Source organism: Cyclobacterium lianum, from assembly GCF_900143075.1.
Classification (GTDB): Bacteria; Bacteroidota; Bacteroidia; order Cytophagales; family Cyclobacteriaceae; genus Cyclobacterium; species Cyclobacterium lianum.
In genome coordinates this window covers 163,680-183,124 of record NZ_FRCY01000003.1, presented here as the reverse complement: position 1 = coordinate 183,124, position 19,445 = coordinate 163,680, and the positions used below count along the sequence as shown (strand labels likewise).

12 protein-coding genes are annotated in these 19,445 nt (G+C 46.3%); 7 read left to right on the top strand and 5 right to left on the bottom strand.

Annotation, left to right across the window (positions count from 1 at the left end; genetic code table 11):
* The first annotated feature begins 73 nt into the window (after positions 1 to 73).
* The 6 genes from BUB19_RS05835 (at position 74) to BUB19_RS05810 (ending at position 11,344) form a co-directional block, all read left to right on the top strand.
* The gene (locus tag BUB19_RS05835) at positions 74 to 1,453 is read left to right on the top strand and encodes an AGE family epimerase/isomerase (protein WP_073093554.1); all 1,380 of its coding nucleotides are present in this window, start codon (positions 74 to 76) and stop codon (positions 1,451 to 1,453) included.
* Between the two features lie 147 nt (positions 1,454 to 1,600).
* A complete protein-coding gene (locus tag BUB19_RS05830; protein ID WP_073093552.1) occupies positions 1,601 to 5,017 on the top strand; it encodes a HEAT repeat domain-containing protein in 3,417 nt (1,138 codons plus the stop codon).
* Between the two features lie 70 nt (positions 5,018 to 5,087).
* On the top strand, positions 5,088 to 8,513 hold the full coding sequence (locus BUB19_RS05825; RefSeq protein ID WP_073093550.1) for a HEAT repeat domain-containing protein: 3,426 nt from the start codon (positions 5,088 to 5,090) through the stop codon (positions 8,511 to 8,513).
* A 103-nt stretch (positions 8,514 to 8,616) separates the two neighbouring features.
* Complete coding sequence (locus BUB19_RS05820; RefSeq protein WP_143155920.1) at positions 8,617 to 8,928, top strand: hypothetical protein; 312 nt, start codon at positions 8,617 to 8,619, stop codon at positions 8,926 to 8,928.
* Positions 8,929 to 8,999: 71 nt separating this feature from the next.
* Positions 9,000 to 9,860, top strand: coding sequence for an HAEPLYID family protein (locus BUB19_RS05815; RefSeq protein ID WP_073093546.1), 861 nt, complete (start codon positions 9,000 to 9,002; stop codon positions 9,858 to 9,860).
* A gap of 152 nt (positions 9,861 to 10,012) precedes the next feature.
* On the top strand, positions 10,013 to 11,344 hold the full coding sequence (locus tag BUB19_RS05810; protein ID WP_073093798.1) for a hypothetical protein: 1,332 nt from the start codon (positions 10,013 to 10,015) through the stop codon (positions 11,342 to 11,344).
* Positions 11,345 to 11,361: 17 nt separating this feature from the next.
* On the opposite strand, the gene BUB19_RS05805 is transcribed toward BUB19_RS05810, so the two are convergent.
* The 5 genes from BUB19_RS05805 to BUB19_RS05785 are packed head-to-tail and all read right to left on the bottom strand — an operon-like array spanning position 11,362 to position 15,436.
* Positions 11,362 to 12,510 (bottom strand): XdhC family protein, encoded by a 1,149-nt coding sequence (locus BUB19_RS05805; protein ID WP_073093544.1) that lies wholly within the window; start codon positions 12,508 to 12,510, stop codon positions 11,362 to 11,364.
* Between the two features lie 9 nt (positions 12,511 to 12,519).
* A complete protein-coding gene (locus BUB19_RS05800; protein WP_073093540.1) occupies positions 12,520 to 13,713 on the bottom strand; it encodes a molybdopterin molybdotransferase MoeA in 1,194 nt (397 codons plus the stop codon).
* A gap of 48 nt (positions 13,714 to 13,761) precedes the next feature.
* The gene (gene moaA, locus BUB19_RS05795) at positions 13,762 to 14,751 is read right to left on the bottom strand and encodes a GTP 3',8-cyclase MoaA (RefSeq protein ID WP_073093537.1); all 990 of its coding nucleotides are present in this window, start codon (positions 14,749 to 14,751) and stop codon (positions 13,762 to 13,764) included.
* Positions 14,752 to 14,781: 30 nt separating this feature from the next.
* The gene (locus tag BUB19_RS05790) at positions 14,782 to 15,195 is read right to left on the bottom strand and encodes a molybdenum cofactor biosynthesis protein MoaE (protein WP_073093533.1); all 414 of its coding nucleotides are present in this window, start codon (positions 15,193 to 15,195) and stop codon (positions 14,782 to 14,784) included.
* 1 nt (position 15,196) lies between these two features.
* A complete protein-coding gene (locus BUB19_RS05785; RefSeq protein ID WP_073093529.1) occupies positions 15,197 to 15,436 on the bottom strand; it encodes a MoaD/ThiS family protein in 240 nt (79 codons plus the stop codon).
* A gap of 581 nt (positions 15,437 to 16,017) precedes the next feature.
* Here BUB19_RS05785 and BUB19_RS05775 point away from each other — a divergent pair.
* Complete coding sequence (locus BUB19_RS05775) at positions 16,018 to 19,329, top strand: SusC/RagA family TonB-linked outer membrane protein (protein WP_394333877.1); 3,312 nt, start codon at positions 16,018 to 16,020, stop codon at positions 19,327 to 19,329.
* The last annotated feature ends 116 nt before the right edge of the window (positions 19,330 to 19,445 follow it).

Genomic DNA, 19,445 nt, shown 5'->3' with positions numbered 1-19,445 from the left:
CAGATAAATCTGGTGCATCGGCTTAGCAACTCCGCCCTATAATCGTTCTGTCAATTAATAAACCCAAACTTCCATGAGATATTCATCGATACTCCCCCTGCCGGCACTTTTTCTACTGCTTTGCTGTACCGTTTTCGCTCAGCGTACGGAAAGGTTGACTCTGGCGACAGAGATCCAGCATTCCATTGAAAAGAAAATGATCAACAAATGGTACCCTTCAGCCTATGACACGATCTACGGAGGATATATCAGTAGTTTTGAGTATGATTTTTCACCCGCTGCTGTTCAAAATAAAATGATCGTTTCTCAGGCCAGGCATTTGTGGACATTGTCCAAACTCATCGAACGGTATCCGGATACCGTTCATTATAAAACCGGGGCGAAATTGGGCTTGAGATTTATATCCGAAAAATTTTGGGATGATGCTGAGGGTGGTTTTCATACACTACTGGACAGGGAAGGAAATGTGATCGCAGATAATCCGGTAGCCAAAACTGCATACGGAAATGCATTTGGTATTTATGGATTGGCGGCCTATCACCGTGCAACAGGCGACCCTAATGCACTTGAATTGGCAAAAAGAGCGTTCCATTGGCTGGAGAAAAACAGCTATGATCCGGTATATGGTGGCTATTTTCAATCTCTGGGACGGGACGGTACGCCCCTTAAAAGAAACGAGCAGACCAGTTCACTGGAGACGATTGGTTACAAAGATCAAAATAGCTCCATCCATTTGCTGGAAGCTTTCACAGAATTGTACCAGGTATGGAAAGATCCCTTATTGAAGAAACGAACTGAGGGGCTGCTTAAGATTATCAGAGATAAGATTGTGCAGGAAGAGGGATACCTTCAGCTTTTTTTGGAGGAGGATTGGGCTCCGGTAAGTTTTCAGGATAAAGGCCGGGCTGTCATAGAAAAGCACCACAATATCGACCACGTATCCTTTGGCCACGATGTGGAGACTGCCTATTTAATGATGGAGGCATCACATGTGTTGGGCCTGACAAACGACGATAAAACCTGGCAGATAGGCAAACACATGGTGGACCATGCCCTGAACCATGGATGGGACGAACAGACCGGCGGATTTTATGATGGCGGATACTATTTCCCCGGATTAGAATCACCGGAAATCGTAAAGGATACAAAAAATTGGTGGGCTCAGGCTGAGGGCCTGAATACCCTGCTAATCATGGCAGATTTATATCCTGACGACCCGTTGGATTACTTTTCCAAATTCAAACAGCAATGGACCTATATTCAAAATAACCTGATCGACCACGAACATGGTGGCTGGTTTTCCGGAGGGACAGATAAGCAACCGAATCTGAAAAAAGCGCAAAAAGGACATATCTGGAAAACTGCCTACCACAATTTCAGGTCGCTCAATAATTGCGAGTTGAAGCTGCGGGACCCTGGCCACCTTGAGCTTACCATTAAAAGAGAGGAATAGCTGTTGTACGATACAAATAGCAACTTTATAAAAAATTGATTTTTCACTGTTTATCTTTTGCTTATATTTCACAGCGAAAAATATAGTGCTTTGTTTTAGGCATTCGTTATTATAATAATCAAAGTAAAATTTACCTGGGTAATATTCATGCATGCAGTTAAATCAGGCTTCTCACCAAAAGTGAGGACTTTATTCATCGGGGGGTTGGTATTTTTTTATTCGTGTAGTCCTGCTCCTGAAGACCTGAAAATCAAACAAATAAATCAGGAAACTGCCAGAAATCTGGCCAATGAAATCGAAAATCTGGTAAAACCGGAGCTGGAGGAAGGCCTGGAGGTTTCACTGTGGGCATCGGATTCATTGGTATTTGACCCGATTTCTATTGATTTTGACGATCAGGGCAATTTGTATTACAGCAGGACCAATAGGCAGAAGAATTCTGAATTTGACATTCGGGGGCACCAGGATTGGGAGATCAGATCCATATCCTTACAGTCTGTCGAAGATAAAAGGGCTTTTTTGAGAGCAGAACTTTCTGTCGAAAACAGCGAAAAAAACCAGTGGTTGGCAGACCTGAACGGGGACGGGATACGGGATTGGAGGGACATGACCGTCGAAAAGGAAAATATCTACAGGCTGGAAGATACAGATGGCGATGGGCTTGCCGATAAATATCAGTTGGTATTTGAAGACCTCCACGAGGAAGTAACCGACGTGGCAGGAGCAGTGATGAAATACGGGGACGAACTGTTTGTCGGTGCAGGGCCTGACATGTGGCGCCTTCAGGAGGATAAAAAAACCGGGTTGGTTCAGGATAAAACCTCGATCTCTCATGGCTACGGGGTGCATGTAGGATTTGGCGGTCATGGCATGTCGGGTCTGGAAATGGGTCCGGACGGACGGGTGTACTGGGGGATAGGCGATATCGGTTTTCATGGCACAGACCAGGAAGGCAATACCTACAAATACCCCAACAGGGGAGTCATCGCACGCTCCAATCCGGACGGAAGCGGTTTTGAGATTTTTGCCATGGGAGTGAGAAATACCCATGAATTCGTTTTTGACGAATACGGAAACCTTATTTCTGTAGACAACGACGGGGATCATCAGGGAGAAAGTGAAAGATTGGTGTACCTGGTGGATGGATCCGATACCGGCTGGAGAATCAACTGGCAATTTGGAAAGTATAGAGATCCGAAAAATAATGGATATAAAGTGTGGATGGATGAAGGCATGTATTTGCCCAGACATGAAGAGCAGGCCGCTTATTTTTTACCTCCTATTGTCAACTATGTGAATGGTCCTACAGGTATGGTATACAATCCAGGCACCGCTCTTGGCAAAGCCTGGAAAAATACATTTTTTGTTGCCGAATTTGTGGGCAATCCTGCCAGGTCCGGTATCCACGCCTTTAAATTACAAGCCGAAGGGGCAGGGTTTGCCCTGAAAGAGACCAGGAAAATCATGGGGGGAATTCTGGCCACCGGATTGGATTTTGGCCCGGATGGAAGCCTGTATTTTTCAGATTGGATAGATGGATGGGGTACAAAGGACTATGGTCGGGTTTGGAAGCTGGAGGACATTGATGGAAAGGCAGACAAATTGCGCAAGGAAACAGCAGGGTTGATCAAAGCTGATTTTGAATCAAAACCGACAAAAGAATTGGAAGACCTTCTGGCTCATGAAGATCAGCGGGTGAGGCAAAAAACCCAGTTTGCCCTGGCTTTACGGGGAAAAGAGGGTTTTGAGGCCTTCCAGAGAGCGTTGGATAGAGAATCCGATCAGTTTGCCAGAGTCCACAGCATTTGGGGAATTGCTCAAATGGCCCGTATGGAAAATATTGAGATGGCAGCGGCCCTGGTGCCTTATTTGAAAGACGATGATCCCGAGATCAGGGCTCAGGTATGCAGGTGGCTGGGGGATGTGCGGTTCCGTAATGCAGGGACCGCCATGCTGCCATTGCTGAAAGATGACTATCCCAGAGCCAGGTTTTTTGCGGCTGAGGCATTGGGACGGATTGCATTCAAAGCGGGTGTTTCACCTATAATTGAGATGCTGGAAGAAAACGACGACAAGGACGTCTATCTGAGACATGCGGGCAGTCTTGCCTTGTCAAGGATTGGCGAGACCAGTCAAATCATCGCATTAAGTGATCACCCGTCCAGGGCGGTTAGGATTGCGGCGGTAGTTGCATTACGGAGGATGGCGGATCCGGGGATAGCCGTTTTTCTTCAGGATGCAGACGAATACATAGTCGCAGAAGCCGCCCGAGCAATCAATGACGATTATTCTATCGAGCCTGCTATTCCTGCACTTGCGGATATCCTGAACAGAGAGGGACTCCAATCCGAGCCGTTACTCAGAAGAGCCATTAATGCAAACCTCAGGCTGGGCACACAGGCAGCGCTCGAAAATCTGATTGCCTACCTTTCTGCCGAAAGTGCCCCGGCAGCCATGCGCATTGAGGCGATGGAGACTTTGTCCACCTGGGCTGAACCTTCAGTGCTGGACAGGGTTGATGGAAGGTTTCGTGGTGAGGTAAAAAGGGACCCGATGATGCTCCGGAATCTGACGGCCGATGTATTGATAGATATGGTAGATCACAGAGATGCTGGTTTGCGCCTGGCAGCAGTAAAAACGATAGGAAATATTAATCTACCCCAATCTTCAGAGCGCCTCTTTACCAGGCTTAAAACTGATACCGACGAGAATGTCCGCGAGGAAGCACTTCGTTCACTGGGAGCTATTGAATGGGAGAAGCTTGATCTGGCTTTGGAGTTGGCCGCAACAGACCGGTCCAAAAATGTGCGGGTTGCCAGTCTCGACCTGATGGGAGCGATGGATTTTTCCGGGGAGTTGATGGCACAACTACTGGCGGAAGTAATAGAGAGGCAGACCATGGAGGAAAAGCAGGCTGCTGTGCTGACCCTGGCACAAGTTGAGGAAGCATATTCCGTACCTGTCTTTGAAAACCTTTTGGATCAATTGGAGAAGGGAAGACTGGCACCGGGTATGGAATTAGAACTGGTAGAGGCATTAGAGGCACTGGACAATGAAGATTTGCTGAAAAAATACAGGGGAATCAATGCGGCATTGAATGCAGATCAGTTGCTGGCTACCTACAGCGGAAGCCTGCAGGGAGGAGATATCCGGGCAGGAAGGCGGATCTTTTTCCAACATCAAACGGCACAATGTATCCGATGCCATGCCTACAATGATTTCGGAGGTAATGCCGGGCCCAGATTAAACGGCATAGGCAAACAGCTCGACCGGAAACAATTGCTGCAGGCATTGATAGACCCGAGCATACGTGTAGCTCCCGGCTATGGTGTTGTTACCGTCAAATTGAAAAGTGATGAATCTGTGTCCGGCATATTGCTGGCTGAAAATGAGGATGAAATTACATTGAAGATCGGCAATGATCCCGAAAGAAAAATAATGCAAGCTGACATTGCAGAAAGGACCAATGCCCTTTCCTCCATGCCGGATATGAAAGGGCTGCTGAGTAGGAGGGAGATCAGAGACCTCGTTAGTTTTCTGGCTACGCTGACAGATGACTATTAAATCGATTCCAACCACTAATTAAAGTAAAGAAAACCCTTAACAGGACTGCATTATAATTTGTTGTTATTGTATGTTTGATAAAGTTAATTGTATCAATAAGCCCAATTTAGTTATTAGTTTTGCCATTTTTATTTCGGTTGGGATTTCCATTTTTGGCTGTTCCAAAGGTTCACCACCGCCCGAAATCAAACAATTGAGCAAAGATCAGGTAGACCAACAGGCAGCTGCCATAAAAAACCTCGTAAAGCCTCAGTTTCATGAGGATCTGGAATTGGATCTTTGGGCAGTTGATTCGTTGGTAGCGGATCCTATATCCATGCAAATAGATGATCAGGGGCGCGTTTTCTACTCCAAAACCAACCGAAGAAAGATCTCGGAATTCGATATCCGAAGCCACCAGGACTGGGAAATTTCGTCGATAAAACTTCAGGATGTCGCTGACAGACGAAATTTTCTGCATCAGGAATTGGCGCCGGAAAATAGCGAAAAAAATCAATGGCTGCCTGATATTAACGGGGATGGTTCGCATGATTGGAAAGACCTTACCGTAGAAAAGGAAAACGTATTCATGTTAGAAGACACCGACGGGGATAGCAGGGCAGATCGCTCGCAACTTGTAGTGGAAGATTTTAACGAGGAAGTGTCGGATGTCGCCGGCGCTGTCTTGTATTACGATGATGCGCTCTTCGTGGGTGTGGCGCCGGATCTTTGGCGGCTTACAGATACCAACGGCGATGGTACAATGGATAAAAAAGAGTCCCTGGTACACGGTTTTGGCGTACATATCGGCTTTGGGGGACATAACATGTCTGGCCTCAAGGTCGGTCCGGAAGGCAAAATTTATTGGGGAATAGGTGATATTGGTTTTAACGGTGTAGACAAGGAGGGAAATCACCACGAATACCCCAACTGTGGTGTGATCGCGAGAGCCAATCCGGACGGCAGCGATTTTGAGATTTTCGCCTATGGGGTTCGAAACACCCATGAGTTTGCTTTTGACGAATATGGCAATCTGATCAGTGTAGATAACGATGGCGACCACAGGGGTGAGCGGGAAAGGATAGTTTACCTGGTGGAAGGTTCTGACACCGGCTGGCGTATCAACTGGCAGTTTGGAAAATACCGTGATCCCAAAAACAACGAGTACAAGGTTTGGATGGATGAAAAGATGCATTTGACGAGAACCGAGGAGCAGGCAGCCTATTTCATCCCGACCATTGCCAATTATGTCAATGGACCCACCGGTATGGTGTACAACCCGGGAACAGCCCTGGGCGGAAAATGGAAAAATAAGTTTTTTGTTGCTGAATTTGCCGGTAATCCAGCAAGGTCCGGCATTCATGCTTTTAGCCTTAGCCCAAATGGGGCTGGGTTCGAATTGGATGAATCGGAACAAATACTGGAAGGTGTGCTGGCCACGGGAATGGACTTTTCCCCTGAAGGATCACTATATTTTTCTGATTGGATCGATGGATGGGTAAATAAGGGTTATGGACGCATATGGAAACTGAATGACCAGACATCCGACCAGGAACTCAGTAAGCTGACTGCAAGTCATCTGTCTGCGGACTACGAGGCATTGTCTTTTGACGAATTGTCCGGTCTGTTGGGTTTTGAGGACCAGCGGGTGAGGCAGAAGGCCCAATTCGAATTGGTAAAAAGAGGAGCGAAGGGTGTAGATGTCCTCCGGGCAAAGCTTGCTGAAACTGACAATCGCCTGGCAAGGATTCATTCGATTTGGGGGATCGCGCAATATGCCAGAACAGACAATAGTGCTGCTGAATTATTGCTGCCTTACCTCAATGATGCTGACGATGAGATCAGGGCACAGGCAGCGAAGTGGCTGGGTGATCTGCGATTCGGTCCTGCCGGGAAAAACATCCTGCCCTTATTGGACGATGAACAAGCCAGGGTGAGGTTCTTTGCTGCAGAAGCCCTGGGCAGGATAGGTGTCGGCGATGCAGTAAACGGATTGGTGGAATTGCTGCAGGAGAATGACGATGAGGACGTTTACATCAGGCATGCTGCCAGCCTCGCACTGTCAAGGGTAGCTAGTCCGGAGGACATTGTCAAGCTGGCTCAGCACCAATCCGCAGCGGTAAGGCTGGGTGCGGTGCTTGCGCTACGGCGATTGAGACATAAGGATATTGCAGCCTTTTTGAGCGACAGCGATGAGTACATTGTAGCAGAAGCGGCCCGAGCGATAAATGATGATTTCTCTATACCGGAAGCCATACCGGCGCTTGCAAATACTTTGATGGCACGGGAGTACCAGTCCGAGCCGCTCCTCAGACGAGCGATCAATGCCAATTTGCGCTGGGGCTCTGATGAAGCCATGAGCAACCTGCTGGCATATATCAACCAAGATTCCGCTCCTGAAAACATGAGAATCGAGGCATTGGAAGCACTGAGTACCTGGCACGCCCCATCGGTGTTGGACAGGGTAGATGGATGGTACAGAGGTGAAATCAGCCGCAACCTGAGTGAACTACAGGCGGCCAGTCAGGATCTGCTGATTCAACTGACCCAGCATGCAAAGCCTTCCATCAGGCAGGCTTCAGTCAAAGCATTAGGCCAATTGAATATTGTTAAGGCGAACGAAAGGCTGTTGGCTATACTTAAAACCGATCCGGCTGCATCGGTGAGAGAAGAAAGTATCCGGGCCATTGCAAAAATTGATAAGGCACCGCTGGAAGAGGCGGTAGAAACGGCACTGTCTGATGCAGAAAAAAATGTAAGGGTGGCCGGATTGGGCCTCATGGAACAGATAAACTTACCCGGTGAGACCAAGGCTTCTTTACTCGAAGACGTTATCCAGAAACGTACGGTGGAAGAACGGCAGGCAGCTGTAAATACCCTGGCCAGATTAGATGCCGGCAGCGCCTATCCCATTTTCGAAAATTTGCTCGACCAATTGGAGGAGGGAACTTTACCTCCGGCAATAGAGCTGGAATTTTATGAAGCAATGGAAGGCCTGGAAAGTGAGGATCTATTGAATCGGTACCAAAAAATCAAATCAGAGATGTCTGAAGACGATTTGCTGGCTACCTACAGTGGCAGCATGTATGGAGGGGATGAGTCCAAAGGAAGACGGATTTTTTTCCAGCATGCCACAGGTCAGTGTATCAAATGCCACGCTTATGACGATTTCGGCGGAAATGCCGGCCCAAAGCTGAACGGCATCGGAGAAAAATTAAACAGACAACAATTATTAGAGGCGTTGATAGACCCGAGCAAAAGGCTGGCCCCGGGATTCGGGGTAGTAACGATAGAGCTGGAAACTGAAAAGAAACTGGCAGGTATAAAGGTGGCCGAAAATGACAATAGCATTACCGTAAAAATGGGAAATCAACCAGATACGGTAATAATGAAATCCCATATTATAGATAGAAGAGATGCGCCCTCCAGTATGCCTGACATGAAACAGTACCTTTCCAGAAGAGAAATCAGAGACTTGGTGAGTTTTCTTGCCACATTGAAGGAGCCATATATATAAAATTTATAACTTTGCGCTCATGATACAGTGCATCAGAAATTCTGTATTTTTAAGGCAAGTCTGTATTTTGATGGCGCTCTATTTGTTCAACTGCAGCGTGGATATGCCAGATGAGCATAGAGACGATGTTCCTGAGGATCTAAGTATCAATGATCAGGAAAGTATTGTCGAAATCATTCTGGAAATAGGCATGGGTATGGAAAATGCCATACCTGAACAAGAGGATGCTGACGGCAGTCAGGAAACCAGCCAAAAAAAGCAGCTTAAAACCGACCTTCATTTTGTCGGCGAATGTACACCTTTTCAATTACGGAATTCGTTAGTATTTGCCGAAAATTTCCTGCCATTCCTTACCGATTTTCTGCCATCCGGCTACCGTAAAACGCTTTCACCTCCTCCGAAATTTTTTTCTTAGTGAGCGTACAGGTTTCCCTGAGCTTGATCAGGGGTTCTTTTTTTTAACATTTATCCACAAACGATATCAAAATGATCTTACGATTGGTAGCAATCAGTTATTTGCTGTTTGGCCTGAATGGCATCGCTATGGCCCAAATAGAAGAAAATATTCAAAAAATTGAATTGGACAGTATTTATCTGTCCGATGCAGAGCAGGGTGAATCTCCACCAAAGGTGTTGCATGCAGAACCCCTTTATATCGATTTGATAAGGGATCTGGGTGCCAGAAAGGGTGAAAAGGAATGGAATATAGGGCTTGGCCTTACTGACCGGGAGCGGTTTGACGAATATCTGGCATTGGTAGAATACGAATGGGCACCGGTTGACAGGCTGGGCCTGGAAGTGGAGCTTCCTTTTTCTTTCTATTATCCGATAAATGGAAGTGAAGGAGCTCCCGGAAACCGTTTAAATAGTTTGAAAATTGCCGGGCAATATTCCTTCTTCGTTTCTGAAAAGCACAAAACATCCCTTGCTATCGGCTATATTCACGAGTTTGAAATGAAGCAGTTTTCTGAATACCGGAATGAAGGAGTTTTTTCGGGTAATGCGTACAATCCGTTTTTCATAGCTGCAAAGAGATGGGGAACCAATTACCACAGCCTGATTTATACCGGTCCTTTTATTCAGGACCATTACGGCCATGCCGGAGTGGATATTTCCTGGCAGATCAATTCCAACTTTCACTACATGATCAGCGGTACCAGAAATTTTATCGGCATTGAATTTAACAAAGCGCTGGAAGAAGGCCGGTTTGATATGGTAATCCGTCCACAAATGAGGTTGGGTATAGCAGAAAATCTGCTTATCGGTATTGTCACCGGTGTACCTGTCAGCCGGAAAAATGAAAGATTCAGTTCCTTTTTGAGATTGATATACGAACCGGGTCATTGAAGCCCGGTTTGTTGTCCGCTTACATAATATTTCAGGAATATTTTCAGGTTAAACTGATCATTCAGACGAGGAAGCTTATTTTTGCCCAAATACCTGCTTTGGTTTACATATTTTATAAATTGGTATCCATTTTACTTTCAGACGTTTTAGATATGACGAGATTTTCTATTGGTTTCCTATTATTTTTGACGATGTTTGGTTTTAACGCTAGCGCACAGGAGGGAAAAAAGGATGAAGGCAAGAGCGACCTGACTTTTTTCTTAAACGAAGATGGTAGCCAATACGTAAAGGCGACTTTTCTCAATCAGATCTGGCTGCGGAATACCTGGAACAATCCCGGCACTACCGTGGATGGTTATCCGGAAACCAATACATTTGATATTGGCCTGCGCCGCACCCGTATACAGCTTTTTGGGAAGATTTCTGACAAGGTATTTTTTTATACACAGTTTGGAAACAATAACCTCACCTATCTGGGAGAGCGCAAGCAGGGCTTGTTTTTTCACGATGCATTGGGTGAATTGGAGCTGGTGGAAAATAAACTGTCCATTGGTGCCGGTCTTACCGGTTGGAATGGTGTATCGAGGTACGCTTCACCTTCAATAGGATCGATTCTTTCCCTTGATGCTCCGCTGTACCAGCAGACCACAAACGATGCCACTGACCAGTTTTTAAGAAAATACTCCGCTTACATCAAGGGGAAGTTGGGGAAATTGGATTACCGGATGGCAATGAGTAAACCCATGGCCATAAGCAGATCAACAATACAGCCCGACAGTCCCGGAGAAAATGCGCTTTTTGCTGCCACACCCCCAGGTCTTCAATGGCATGGATACTATATGTATCAGTTTCGTGAGCAGGAATCAAACCTGACTTCATACAACACTGGAAGCTACCTTGGCAGCAAAAGTGTCTTTAATCTGGGAGCAGGTTTTCTCTTTCAAAAGGATGCCATGTGGATTCAGGATGTCCCTGAAGGCATGGTTACCTTCAGTAATTTATCTCTTTTTGCTGTCGATGTCTTTTATGACCAGCCACTTGACCGGGAAAGAGGAACTGCCCTTACGGCCTATGCGGCGTTTCATTCCAATGATTACGGGAAAAATTACATCCGAAATCTGGGCGTGATGAATCCTGCCAATGGAATCGGGGCATCAGGTAGTTTCAACGGGGCAGGAAATAGCTTTCCGATGATGGGGACCGGGCAGACCTATTATGGTCAGTTGGGTTATTTGATGAAACGAGACCTTCTTGCCGACTGGGGTACCCTACAGCCCTTCGTAACCAGTCAGTTGTCGCTGTTTGATGGCCTTGATGATCCCATGTTCATGTATGAATATGGCCTGAACTGGCTGATCAAGGGCAACCAGACCAAACTTTCAGTACACTACCAAAGCCGACCAGTTTTTGAGGCGCAAACTTCAGAGATTTTGCAAACCGATCGAAAGGGTATGCTGGTCATGCAACTGCAGATTGCGATCTGAAAAACGTTTTTTGTTTCCTATTCAAAGGTCGTTTTTTCATCCGCATGTATGGGGCCGTTTTTTGCTCTCAAGTGTGCTGGCGTTTGGGCTGAAATCACCGCTTTGATCTCAGAGATGATAGATAGCGCTATTTCCTCGGGGCTCTCTGCACCAATATTTAGTCCCATTGGCCCGAAAATTACCTCCTGATCCTTCCGGCCAAGTGCAATTCCCGAACGGAGTAGATTGTCGATGAGTTTTTCCAGCTTCTTTTTTGGACCCAAAACCCCCAAATAGGGAAAGTTGTATGGATGGAGACCACGCATGATTTCGAGATCATAATTGAAATTGTGCGTCATCAATACCACTGCCGTTCTTTCGTCAGTATGGAGTTTTGGAAGAATTTCCAGTGCTTTTCCAATATAAATCTGATCTACCAAAGGAAACCGGCTTCTGGTGGCCTGATCTGCACGTCCGTCTGCCAGCTCCATCTGCCAGCCCAGTACGGATGCCATTCGGGTCAGGGGCTGCACGTCATTGCCGGCTCCTATCATGATCAGCTTGATGGCCGGCGGAACATACTCGACGAATGCGTGCAAGTATTCATTATCCGGAAGAGGTAAGATGGTCGATTTTTTTACGGCGGATACTTCGCGGCATTTCATGCTGACAAAGTTTTGTCCAAATTCATCAATCACTGCCAATTTCGAATTTACACAATAATGTTGCTTATGGTAAAGCATACAGGTGCCAATTTGAGCTGATCTTTTATGTTTGAGATCGAAAAGGCTGACCAGAATCTTGTCTTCTCTGTCCGAGAGACATTGCCTTAGCAAAGCCAAAGGGTTGTTTTCCTGTTCTTCATCAATTGGTTCTATCAGTATATGAATGATTCCATTGCATCCCAGTCCTATTCCAAACTTGGCATCGTCTTCATCAGTCGTATCATAGGTTACCAGCATGGAGGTTTTTTTGAAAATCACCAGTTGCGCTTTTTTCAAGGCATCCCCTTCCAGACAGCCACCGGAGATGGCTCCGGTAAGTTGACCATTCTCGGTGACCAGCATTCGTGCTCCTGGTCTTCTGTAGGAGGATCCATCGACCCGGACTACCGTGGCTAAGGCGATTTTTTCTCCTTTTTGCCGCGCAAGCGATGCTGCTTTTATTATTTCTCTAATTTCCTTCATAGTAGACAATCACAGCCAGGGTGCTGCAAAGAGCGTGAGCGGATAAGTAGTTCCTTTCGCAAACGTATCCAGATGAGGAGGGAGCGAAATAATGCCATCAGCACCTGCAAGTTGGACCAAATCACCAGATCCGGAATTGCCAATCGGTTCTGCCAGCAAAATACCGTCTTCAGACCGGACTTTTACCAGAAGGTGGTAGGTAACGGGGCGTTGAAAGGTGATGTCCTCGGTCAGCCTGGCCTGTAACCTTTGTTCAACGCCCCAGTGAGATTGATACCAGGATTTGAAATACAGGTGGAAACAAATGAGCGTAGAAGCAGGATTTCCTGGGAATCCGAAGATGATTGTGTTTTCAGTTCTGCCGAAAAAAAAGGGTTTTCCCGGTTTTTGGGCTACCCCGTGTACCAATTTCCTGACACCTAGCTCTTCCAAAATCTCAGGAAGAAAGTCGTATTTACCTTTAGAGACGGCTCCTGAAAACATCAGGACATCACTTTTTGCCAGCAAGGTTTTTACCGCCTCCTTCAATTGCTGTCTATCGTCCTCAATATGTGACTGACAGGCCTCAATACCCATCGATTTTAGTGCTGCCTGAAGCATGTACACGTTGGATTTTCTGATCTGGTGGGGAAGGGGACTGGCAGCAATATCCACCAGTTCATTGCCTGTGGAGCAAACCGTGATTTTTGGAAACTTGAAAACCTGTACCTCAGAGAGGCCTACCGATGCCATCAGTCCGATGGTACCAGGCTGAATTTCTGTTCCTCGAGCAATCAGCAGGTCACCCTTTCTGGCATCCGTTCCCTTCAGGTGTACATTTTGATTTTCCGTATAATCTGAACGCTTCAAAGTAGCAATCCCCTCAGCGATATCAAGCGCTTCGTAGGGAATCACACAATTGCTATTGTGCGGTAGGATGGCTCCAGTCATCACCTCTATGCAATTGGCGCTATTGCTTAATCTCCCTTGTGGGTCACCTGCTGGCTGTATGGCCTCTATCGGAAAACTGGTTTTCTTCGGCAGACTTGCGCAGTCAATGGCGATGCCATCCATGGTAACACGGTGGAATGGCGGAGCATCCCTATCTGCCCGGATGTCCTGAGCCAGTATGCGCCCCAGTGTGTCTGGCAGGGTTATGATTTCGGTAGTTTGGGGTAAGGGCTGTGACAGGACTTGTTGCAAAGCTTCTGCTACGCTTTTCATGCAAAAAGGGGTTATCGTGTTAGGGGATGGTGACTATTTTCATTGGCGTTAACCACCCAGAAATGACATTGACTTTTTTGGAGTTTTGGCATTCAGTTCTTCTGCTTTGAATCCATCTTTCTCTTTTTTAGCTACAGCATCCAGGATTTCTGACACCAGCGATTCCTCGCTTGCCCCGGACCTCAATACATCCCTCAGATTGGCGACGGGAGGCCCGTATAGGCAGGTTCGCAATTCTCCGGTGGCAGAAAGCCGGATACGGTTACAGGTACCGCAAAAGGTTCTGCTAAAGGCGGGAATAATTCCAAATGTACCCTGATAACCGGGAATTTGATAATTGACCGAGGTACTGTTTTTTTCGTCTAAGACCTTTTGTATAGTGGGAAAGTGAGCTGCGATGTAGTCGTATAGTGCCAGGTGGTTCCATTCTGGTACCTCAAATTTACCAGTGCCGTTGAAAGGCATCTCTTCCAGAAACCTGACGGATAAGGGGTGATTTTCCGTTAACTGTACGAAAGGCACTATATCAGCAATATTCTTTTTACCATCCACCACACAATTTAATTTGACGCTAAACCCCTTCTTCAGCAATGTGAGGATGCATTGAAATACCTCATCAAATTTGTCCCGTCTGGTAATTTCAAAGAATCGTTGTTTGTCCAGTGCATCCAGTGAAATGTTTATTTTACGGATTCCCAGTTGGTACAATTGCTGGATTTGTGAATCGGTGATAGAGCCGTTGCTGGTAAGCGTAATTTCCCGTAAGCCTTGATTTTTAGCCAGTGTTGTGATAAAATCCATAATTCCATTGCGGACAAAGGGTTCCCCTCCTGTAATCCGGATCTTTCTGACGCCCAGCCTCACAAATACTCCGGTTAGATAGTCCAGCTCTTCATAACTGAGTAGCTCCTTTCGCTGAACAAAGTCCATACCTTCCTCCGGCATACAGTAGTAGCACCTGAAATTACACCGGTCAGTAACCGATAGTCTCAGGTAATCCAACTTACGTCCATACCGGTCAATCAACTCTTTTTTCATAGTAACAATTATATCATCACCGAAACGCGCTCAGGGGTGGGCATTGACCCATACCGTATGATCGGTAAAATACTCTTTTTTCCAAATGGGAACCGTCTTTTTTAGCTCGTCAATCAGGAATCTACAAGCCTCAAAAGCATCATCTCTATGGGCGCAGGCCACACCGATCACGACCACAGGCTCACCTATGTTTTTTATCCCGAGTGCATGGACCATCAATAGTTTCTTGACTGGCCAGCGTCCGGCTGCTATATCGGCAAGTTTTTCCATTTGATGAAGGGCCATGGGTTCGTAGCCCTCAAACACGAGTTTGAGCACCTCTTTGCCCTGGGCGTGATTTCTGACGCTGCCTATAAAAAGGTCTATGCCACCTGCCTCAGGGTGTTGGAGCCAGTCGTATAGCCCGGCGAGCTCAATTTTACTTACCAGCTTTATTTTTTTCATTTCAGCCACCGCTTACAGGAGGTATCAAGGCTATTTCCTGCCCTTCGTGAATTTTCAGGTCATCCTGTGCATATTCCTGATCCACAGCTATGGCCAGGCTATTAAGATTACCCATTTGCGGGTAGTTATTGAGCAGCCAGGTTTTCAATCCCATCACGGTATCGATGCCATGGTCTCCCGGAAGCCGTAATTTCTGATCGCCTATTATTTCCCTGGCAATTCCGAATAGTAATATGTCCATTTTTTACTTTGCTTTATGGTATTTCCCATTACCCTGCAATACGTAAAAATATAAATATTATCAGCAAGAAACCAATCTGGGGCACACTCATATCGCTTTATTTGATTTTGCCTGGCCAGCAGCTTTCCCCCAGCCTGATTTTATATGGCTGTCCGGATCTCTGGCTAATTTCGCAGATGGAAGTCAGCCCGGTATGCATTATTTGCGACCTCTCATTTGAACCTGACCGGTCTGAATAAGATTTGCAGCGGCTGATTGCTCACTTTGGAGTTTCAGATTGTCCAGAACAATTGTCCGGATCGTCCGTCCCTACAAATTTCTATTCTGCCCGTGAACGGCGGTTTCTCCGAAGGTATATCTGGCGACATGCTTGCCATTTTCACAAAAACTCATACCAAATTATAAAATTTTTTTATTGAAATAATTATATTTTTAAAATTACTGTAAAAATGCTAGTATACATCAGTAAATTTTAATTTATAGAGATATATAGGTAATATCATTTGAAATAAAATAAAATAGCCTATTAATATTGTGTAGGTTCCCTGAGTCCATAACCAATTGTGTCATCGTCCCGATGGATGCAGTCCTGGGGACCCGACTTTATCAGTTCTTCAAATTATACCCAATATGCCATGAAAAAAGTGTTATCGAAACCCGGTCCATTAAAATTCGGCCGAATGATTTGCTGCTGTATTATTTTGCTGCTCCATTCAGCAGTAAATGCAGCAGATAAGGGTAACGGCATTTTATCAGTTGCCGAAAACCTGCCTCCGCTGCCCTCCTCTCTTTCAGCGGAATACCTGGAAGAAAACCTGTTTTTTATTACCATACAGGGAAAGGTTACTGATACCAACGGCATTCCCTTGCCTGGAGTATCTGTGCTTCTGGAAGGGAGTAACCAGGGAACAGTTACCAATCTGGATGGAGATTATACAATTGAAGCAGATCCGGGTCAGGTATTGTTGTTTTCATTTATTGGTTTCCAAACCCAGAGAATAACAGTTGGTTCCAGCGATCTGGTCAATGTAACCATGGCTGAAGATATTTCAGGTCTGGATGAGGTCGTGGTAACGGCATTGGGTATTAAAAGGGAAGCCAAAAGTCTGGGATATGCTACCTCAACGGTGGAATCAGAGGAAATGACCATCAACAGGACACCCAATTTCATGAATGCGCTTCAGGGGAAAATGGCGGGAGTTAACATCACACCATTGGGAGCCGGTCCATCCGGGACCAGCAAGATCAGAATCCGGGGCCAATCCTCTTTTGGGGGAAACAATTCTCCTCTGATTGTGGTAGATGGAATCCCGATCGACAATACCAATTTTGGAGCCAGGGGAGATTATGGTGATCGGGGGAGTAACCGGACATCAGATAGCGGTGACGGGCTGAACAGCATCAATCCGGACAATATCGAGTCCCTGACAGTCCTCAAAGGCGGAGCTGCATCGGCCCTTTATGGGTCCCGGGCAAAAGACGGAGTGATCATGATCACTACCAAAAACAAGGGAGAAGGCAAAGGGGTAGGGCTGGAAATCAACAGTAATTTTTCTACAGATACTCCACTTGATTACAGAGATTACCAATTTGAATATGGACAGGGTGAAAACGGCAATCGGCCCACTGCTCCATTTCCTACTTCTGGTGTATGGAGCTTTGGCGAGAAATTTGAACCGGGGATGACGCACATACTTTTTGACGGGCTGGAGGTTCCTTACGAACCTCAGCGAAATCATGTAAAGGACTATTACCGCCAGGGCTATACCTGGACCAATTCGATCAGCCTTGCTTCCTCAGGAGAAAATGGTGGATTTAACCTGATGATTTCCAATATGGACAACCAGGTGATCCTACCCAATTCTGATTTTAACCGAAAAACAGTCAATCTGGGTTTCACGCAGACCCTTGCGAAAAAACTTACCGTGTCAGGAAATATCAATTATTCGAAAGAGCACCGCAAAAATCCACCCAATATTGCCGAACAGGATTATAGTCCGGTAGTCATCTATACGCTGGCCACCTCCATGCCCCTGGACGTACTGAGGGAAAATATGGAAGACGAAAATGGGAATGAAACCATATGGTCCAGGTTTACCAACAGGACAAATCCCTACTTTGCCCTGAAACGATTTGATCTTATTGACCGGGACAGGATATTTGGAAACCTGACAGCAAGGTATAATATTACGGATTGGTTGTTTTTGCAGGGTAGGGTAGGGCAGGATTTTTATGCCAGGGAACAGGAGTATAATCTGCCGCACGGGACCCAGCGCCAGGTACCGGCTCCCCCGGGTTTTGTCAATGGACAATACGTACAGGATGCCAGCATGGTGCGGGAGTTAAATACGGACTTTTTACTGGGAGCCAACAGGCAATTCGGAAATTTCGGCGTGGATATCAACCTGGGTGGCAATCAGATGTACAGGAAATTCAGCAGACACAACGTGTTCGTTGAGGACTTTTTTTCCAGAGACCTGTATACTATTGGAAACAGCCGGCTAAGAGATCCCATTTACCAGTTTTCCGAACGACAGGTTAACTCTCTCTACGCAGCATCTGAAATCAATTACAAGGAGTTTCTTTACATCAATGGCACAGTTAGAAACGATTGGTTTTCTACCTTATCTCCTGCCAACAGAAGCATCTTGTATCCGTCGGTGACAGGAAGTTTTGTCTTTTCCCAGGCCTTTGGGGCGACCCTTCCCGAGTGGATATCATTCGGAAAACTAAGAGCGGCATATTCTCAGGTCGGCAGCGACACAGATGTGCAGCCTTATTCGAACAATCTTTTTTATGGGATCAATGCCCAGCAGTTTCCCAATTCAAATGGTGTATCCCAGCCCCTGGGAGGCATCAGCGGTTCTGTGGTTCCCAATGCCAATCTCAGGCCAATGACCGTAACAGAACATGAATTTGGACTCGAAATGCAGCTTTTTGACCATCGGGTAGGTTTTGAGTTTACCTATTACAATAAACTTTCTTCCGACCAGATCCTACGGGCGCAGCTTTCAGATGCGACGGGATTTTTGACTCAACTGATCAATGTCGGCAAAAGTAGCAATACAGGAGTAGAAATGATGCTTAACCTCCAGCCGGTCCTTACCCAGAAGTTCAAGTGGTATACCAATATGAACGCTGCCTACAATATTACTGAGGTGCTGGATCTGGGCGATGATGTCAGCGACAACTCCATCACCGTGGGGACTGCAGATTTCCATGGTGAACTCAGGCATGTAGTGGGCGAGCCCATGGCCCAGTTGTATGGCTTTGGATACCTCCGGGACGAACAGGGTAGAATTGTACACGACGCAGGTAATGGACGTCCGCTGCGAACTCCAGAGCAGATACCCTTCGGAAGTGCCATCCCTTTGTGGGTTGGCGGAATTACAAACGGCTTCGATTACATGGGGGTAAACCTTTCTTTCCTGATTGATTTCAAGTTGGGACACAAGATGATTTCAGGTACACATATCAATGCCTGGAGACATGGGCTGGACAAAGGTACCCTGCCCGGCAGAGATGTCGGCTATGTGGTAGGAGAAGGTGTCAATCCGAATGGTGAGATCAATACGACGCAATCGGAAGTTCAGGCTTATTACGAATCGGTACGTTCCCTCAGGTTGTCGGAAGAATCGGTTTTCAACGCTGGCTTGTGGCAATTGCGGCAGATCTCTCTGGGTTATGATTTTACCGGAAAGCTTCCCGCCAACTTTCCCATTCGCGGGTTGAAGCTGAATGCAGTGGCAAATAATGTGGCTGTCATCAAAAAGTGGGTTCCCCATATCCATCCGGACCAGTTTGGATTTCCCTCAGATAATATGATGGGCCTGGAGGCTACGGGATTACCCATCACCAGAAGTATCGGCTTCAATCTCAATTTGAAATTTTAACAAAGTAACCCATCGCGAGATGAAATCGACGCGATCAAAATCACCATCAAACACACATTATATTGATTATTCTAATCGCCATACATTTCCTGTCTGACTGGCGTCCTGCGGGCGGA

Coding starts and splice junctions, on each gene's coding strand:
- BUB19_RS05835 (WP_073093554.1), top strand. CDS start 74: ATGAGATATTCATCGATACTCCCCCTGCCGGCACTTTTTCTACTGCTT.
- BUB19_RS05830 (WP_073093552.1), top strand. CDS start 1,601: ATGCATGCAGTTAAATCAGGCTTCTCACCAAAAGTGAGGACTTTATTC.
- BUB19_RS05825 (WP_073093550.1), top strand. CDS start 5,088: ATGTTTGATAAAGTTAATTGTATCAATAAGCCCAATTTAGTTATTAGT.
- BUB19_RS05820 (WP_143155920.1), top strand. CDS start 8,617: ATGCCAGATGAGCATAGAGACGATGTTCCTGAGGATCTAAGTATCAAT.
- BUB19_RS05815 (WP_073093546.1), top strand. CDS start 9,000: ATGATCTTACGATTGGTAGCAATCAGTTATTTGCTGTTTGGCCTGAAT.
- BUB19_RS05810 (WP_073093798.1), top strand. CDS start 10,013: ATGACGAGATTTTCTATTGGTTTCCTATTATTTTTGACGATGTTTGGT.
- BUB19_RS05805 (WP_073093544.1), bottom strand. CDS start 12,510: ATGAAGGAAATTAGAGAAATAATAAAAGCAGCATCGCTTGCGCGGCAA.
- BUB19_RS05800 (WP_073093540.1), bottom strand. CDS start 13,713: ATGAAAAGCGTAGCAGAAGCTTTGCAACAAGTCCTGTCACAGCCCTTA.
- moaA (WP_073093537.1), bottom strand. CDS start 14,751: ATGAAAAAAGAGTTGATTGACCGGTATGGACGTAAGTTGGATTACCTG.
- BUB19_RS05790 (WP_073093533.1), bottom strand. CDS start 15,195: ATGAAAAAAATAAAGCTGGTAAGTAAAATTGAGCTCGCCGGGCTATAC.
- BUB19_RS05785 (WP_073093529.1), bottom strand. CDS start 15,436: ATGGACATATTACTATTCGGAATTGCCAGGGAAATAATAGGCGATCAG.
- BUB19_RS05775 (WP_394333877.1), top strand. CDS start 16,018: ATGCAGTCCTGGGGACCCGACTTTATCAGTTCTTCAAATTATACCCAA.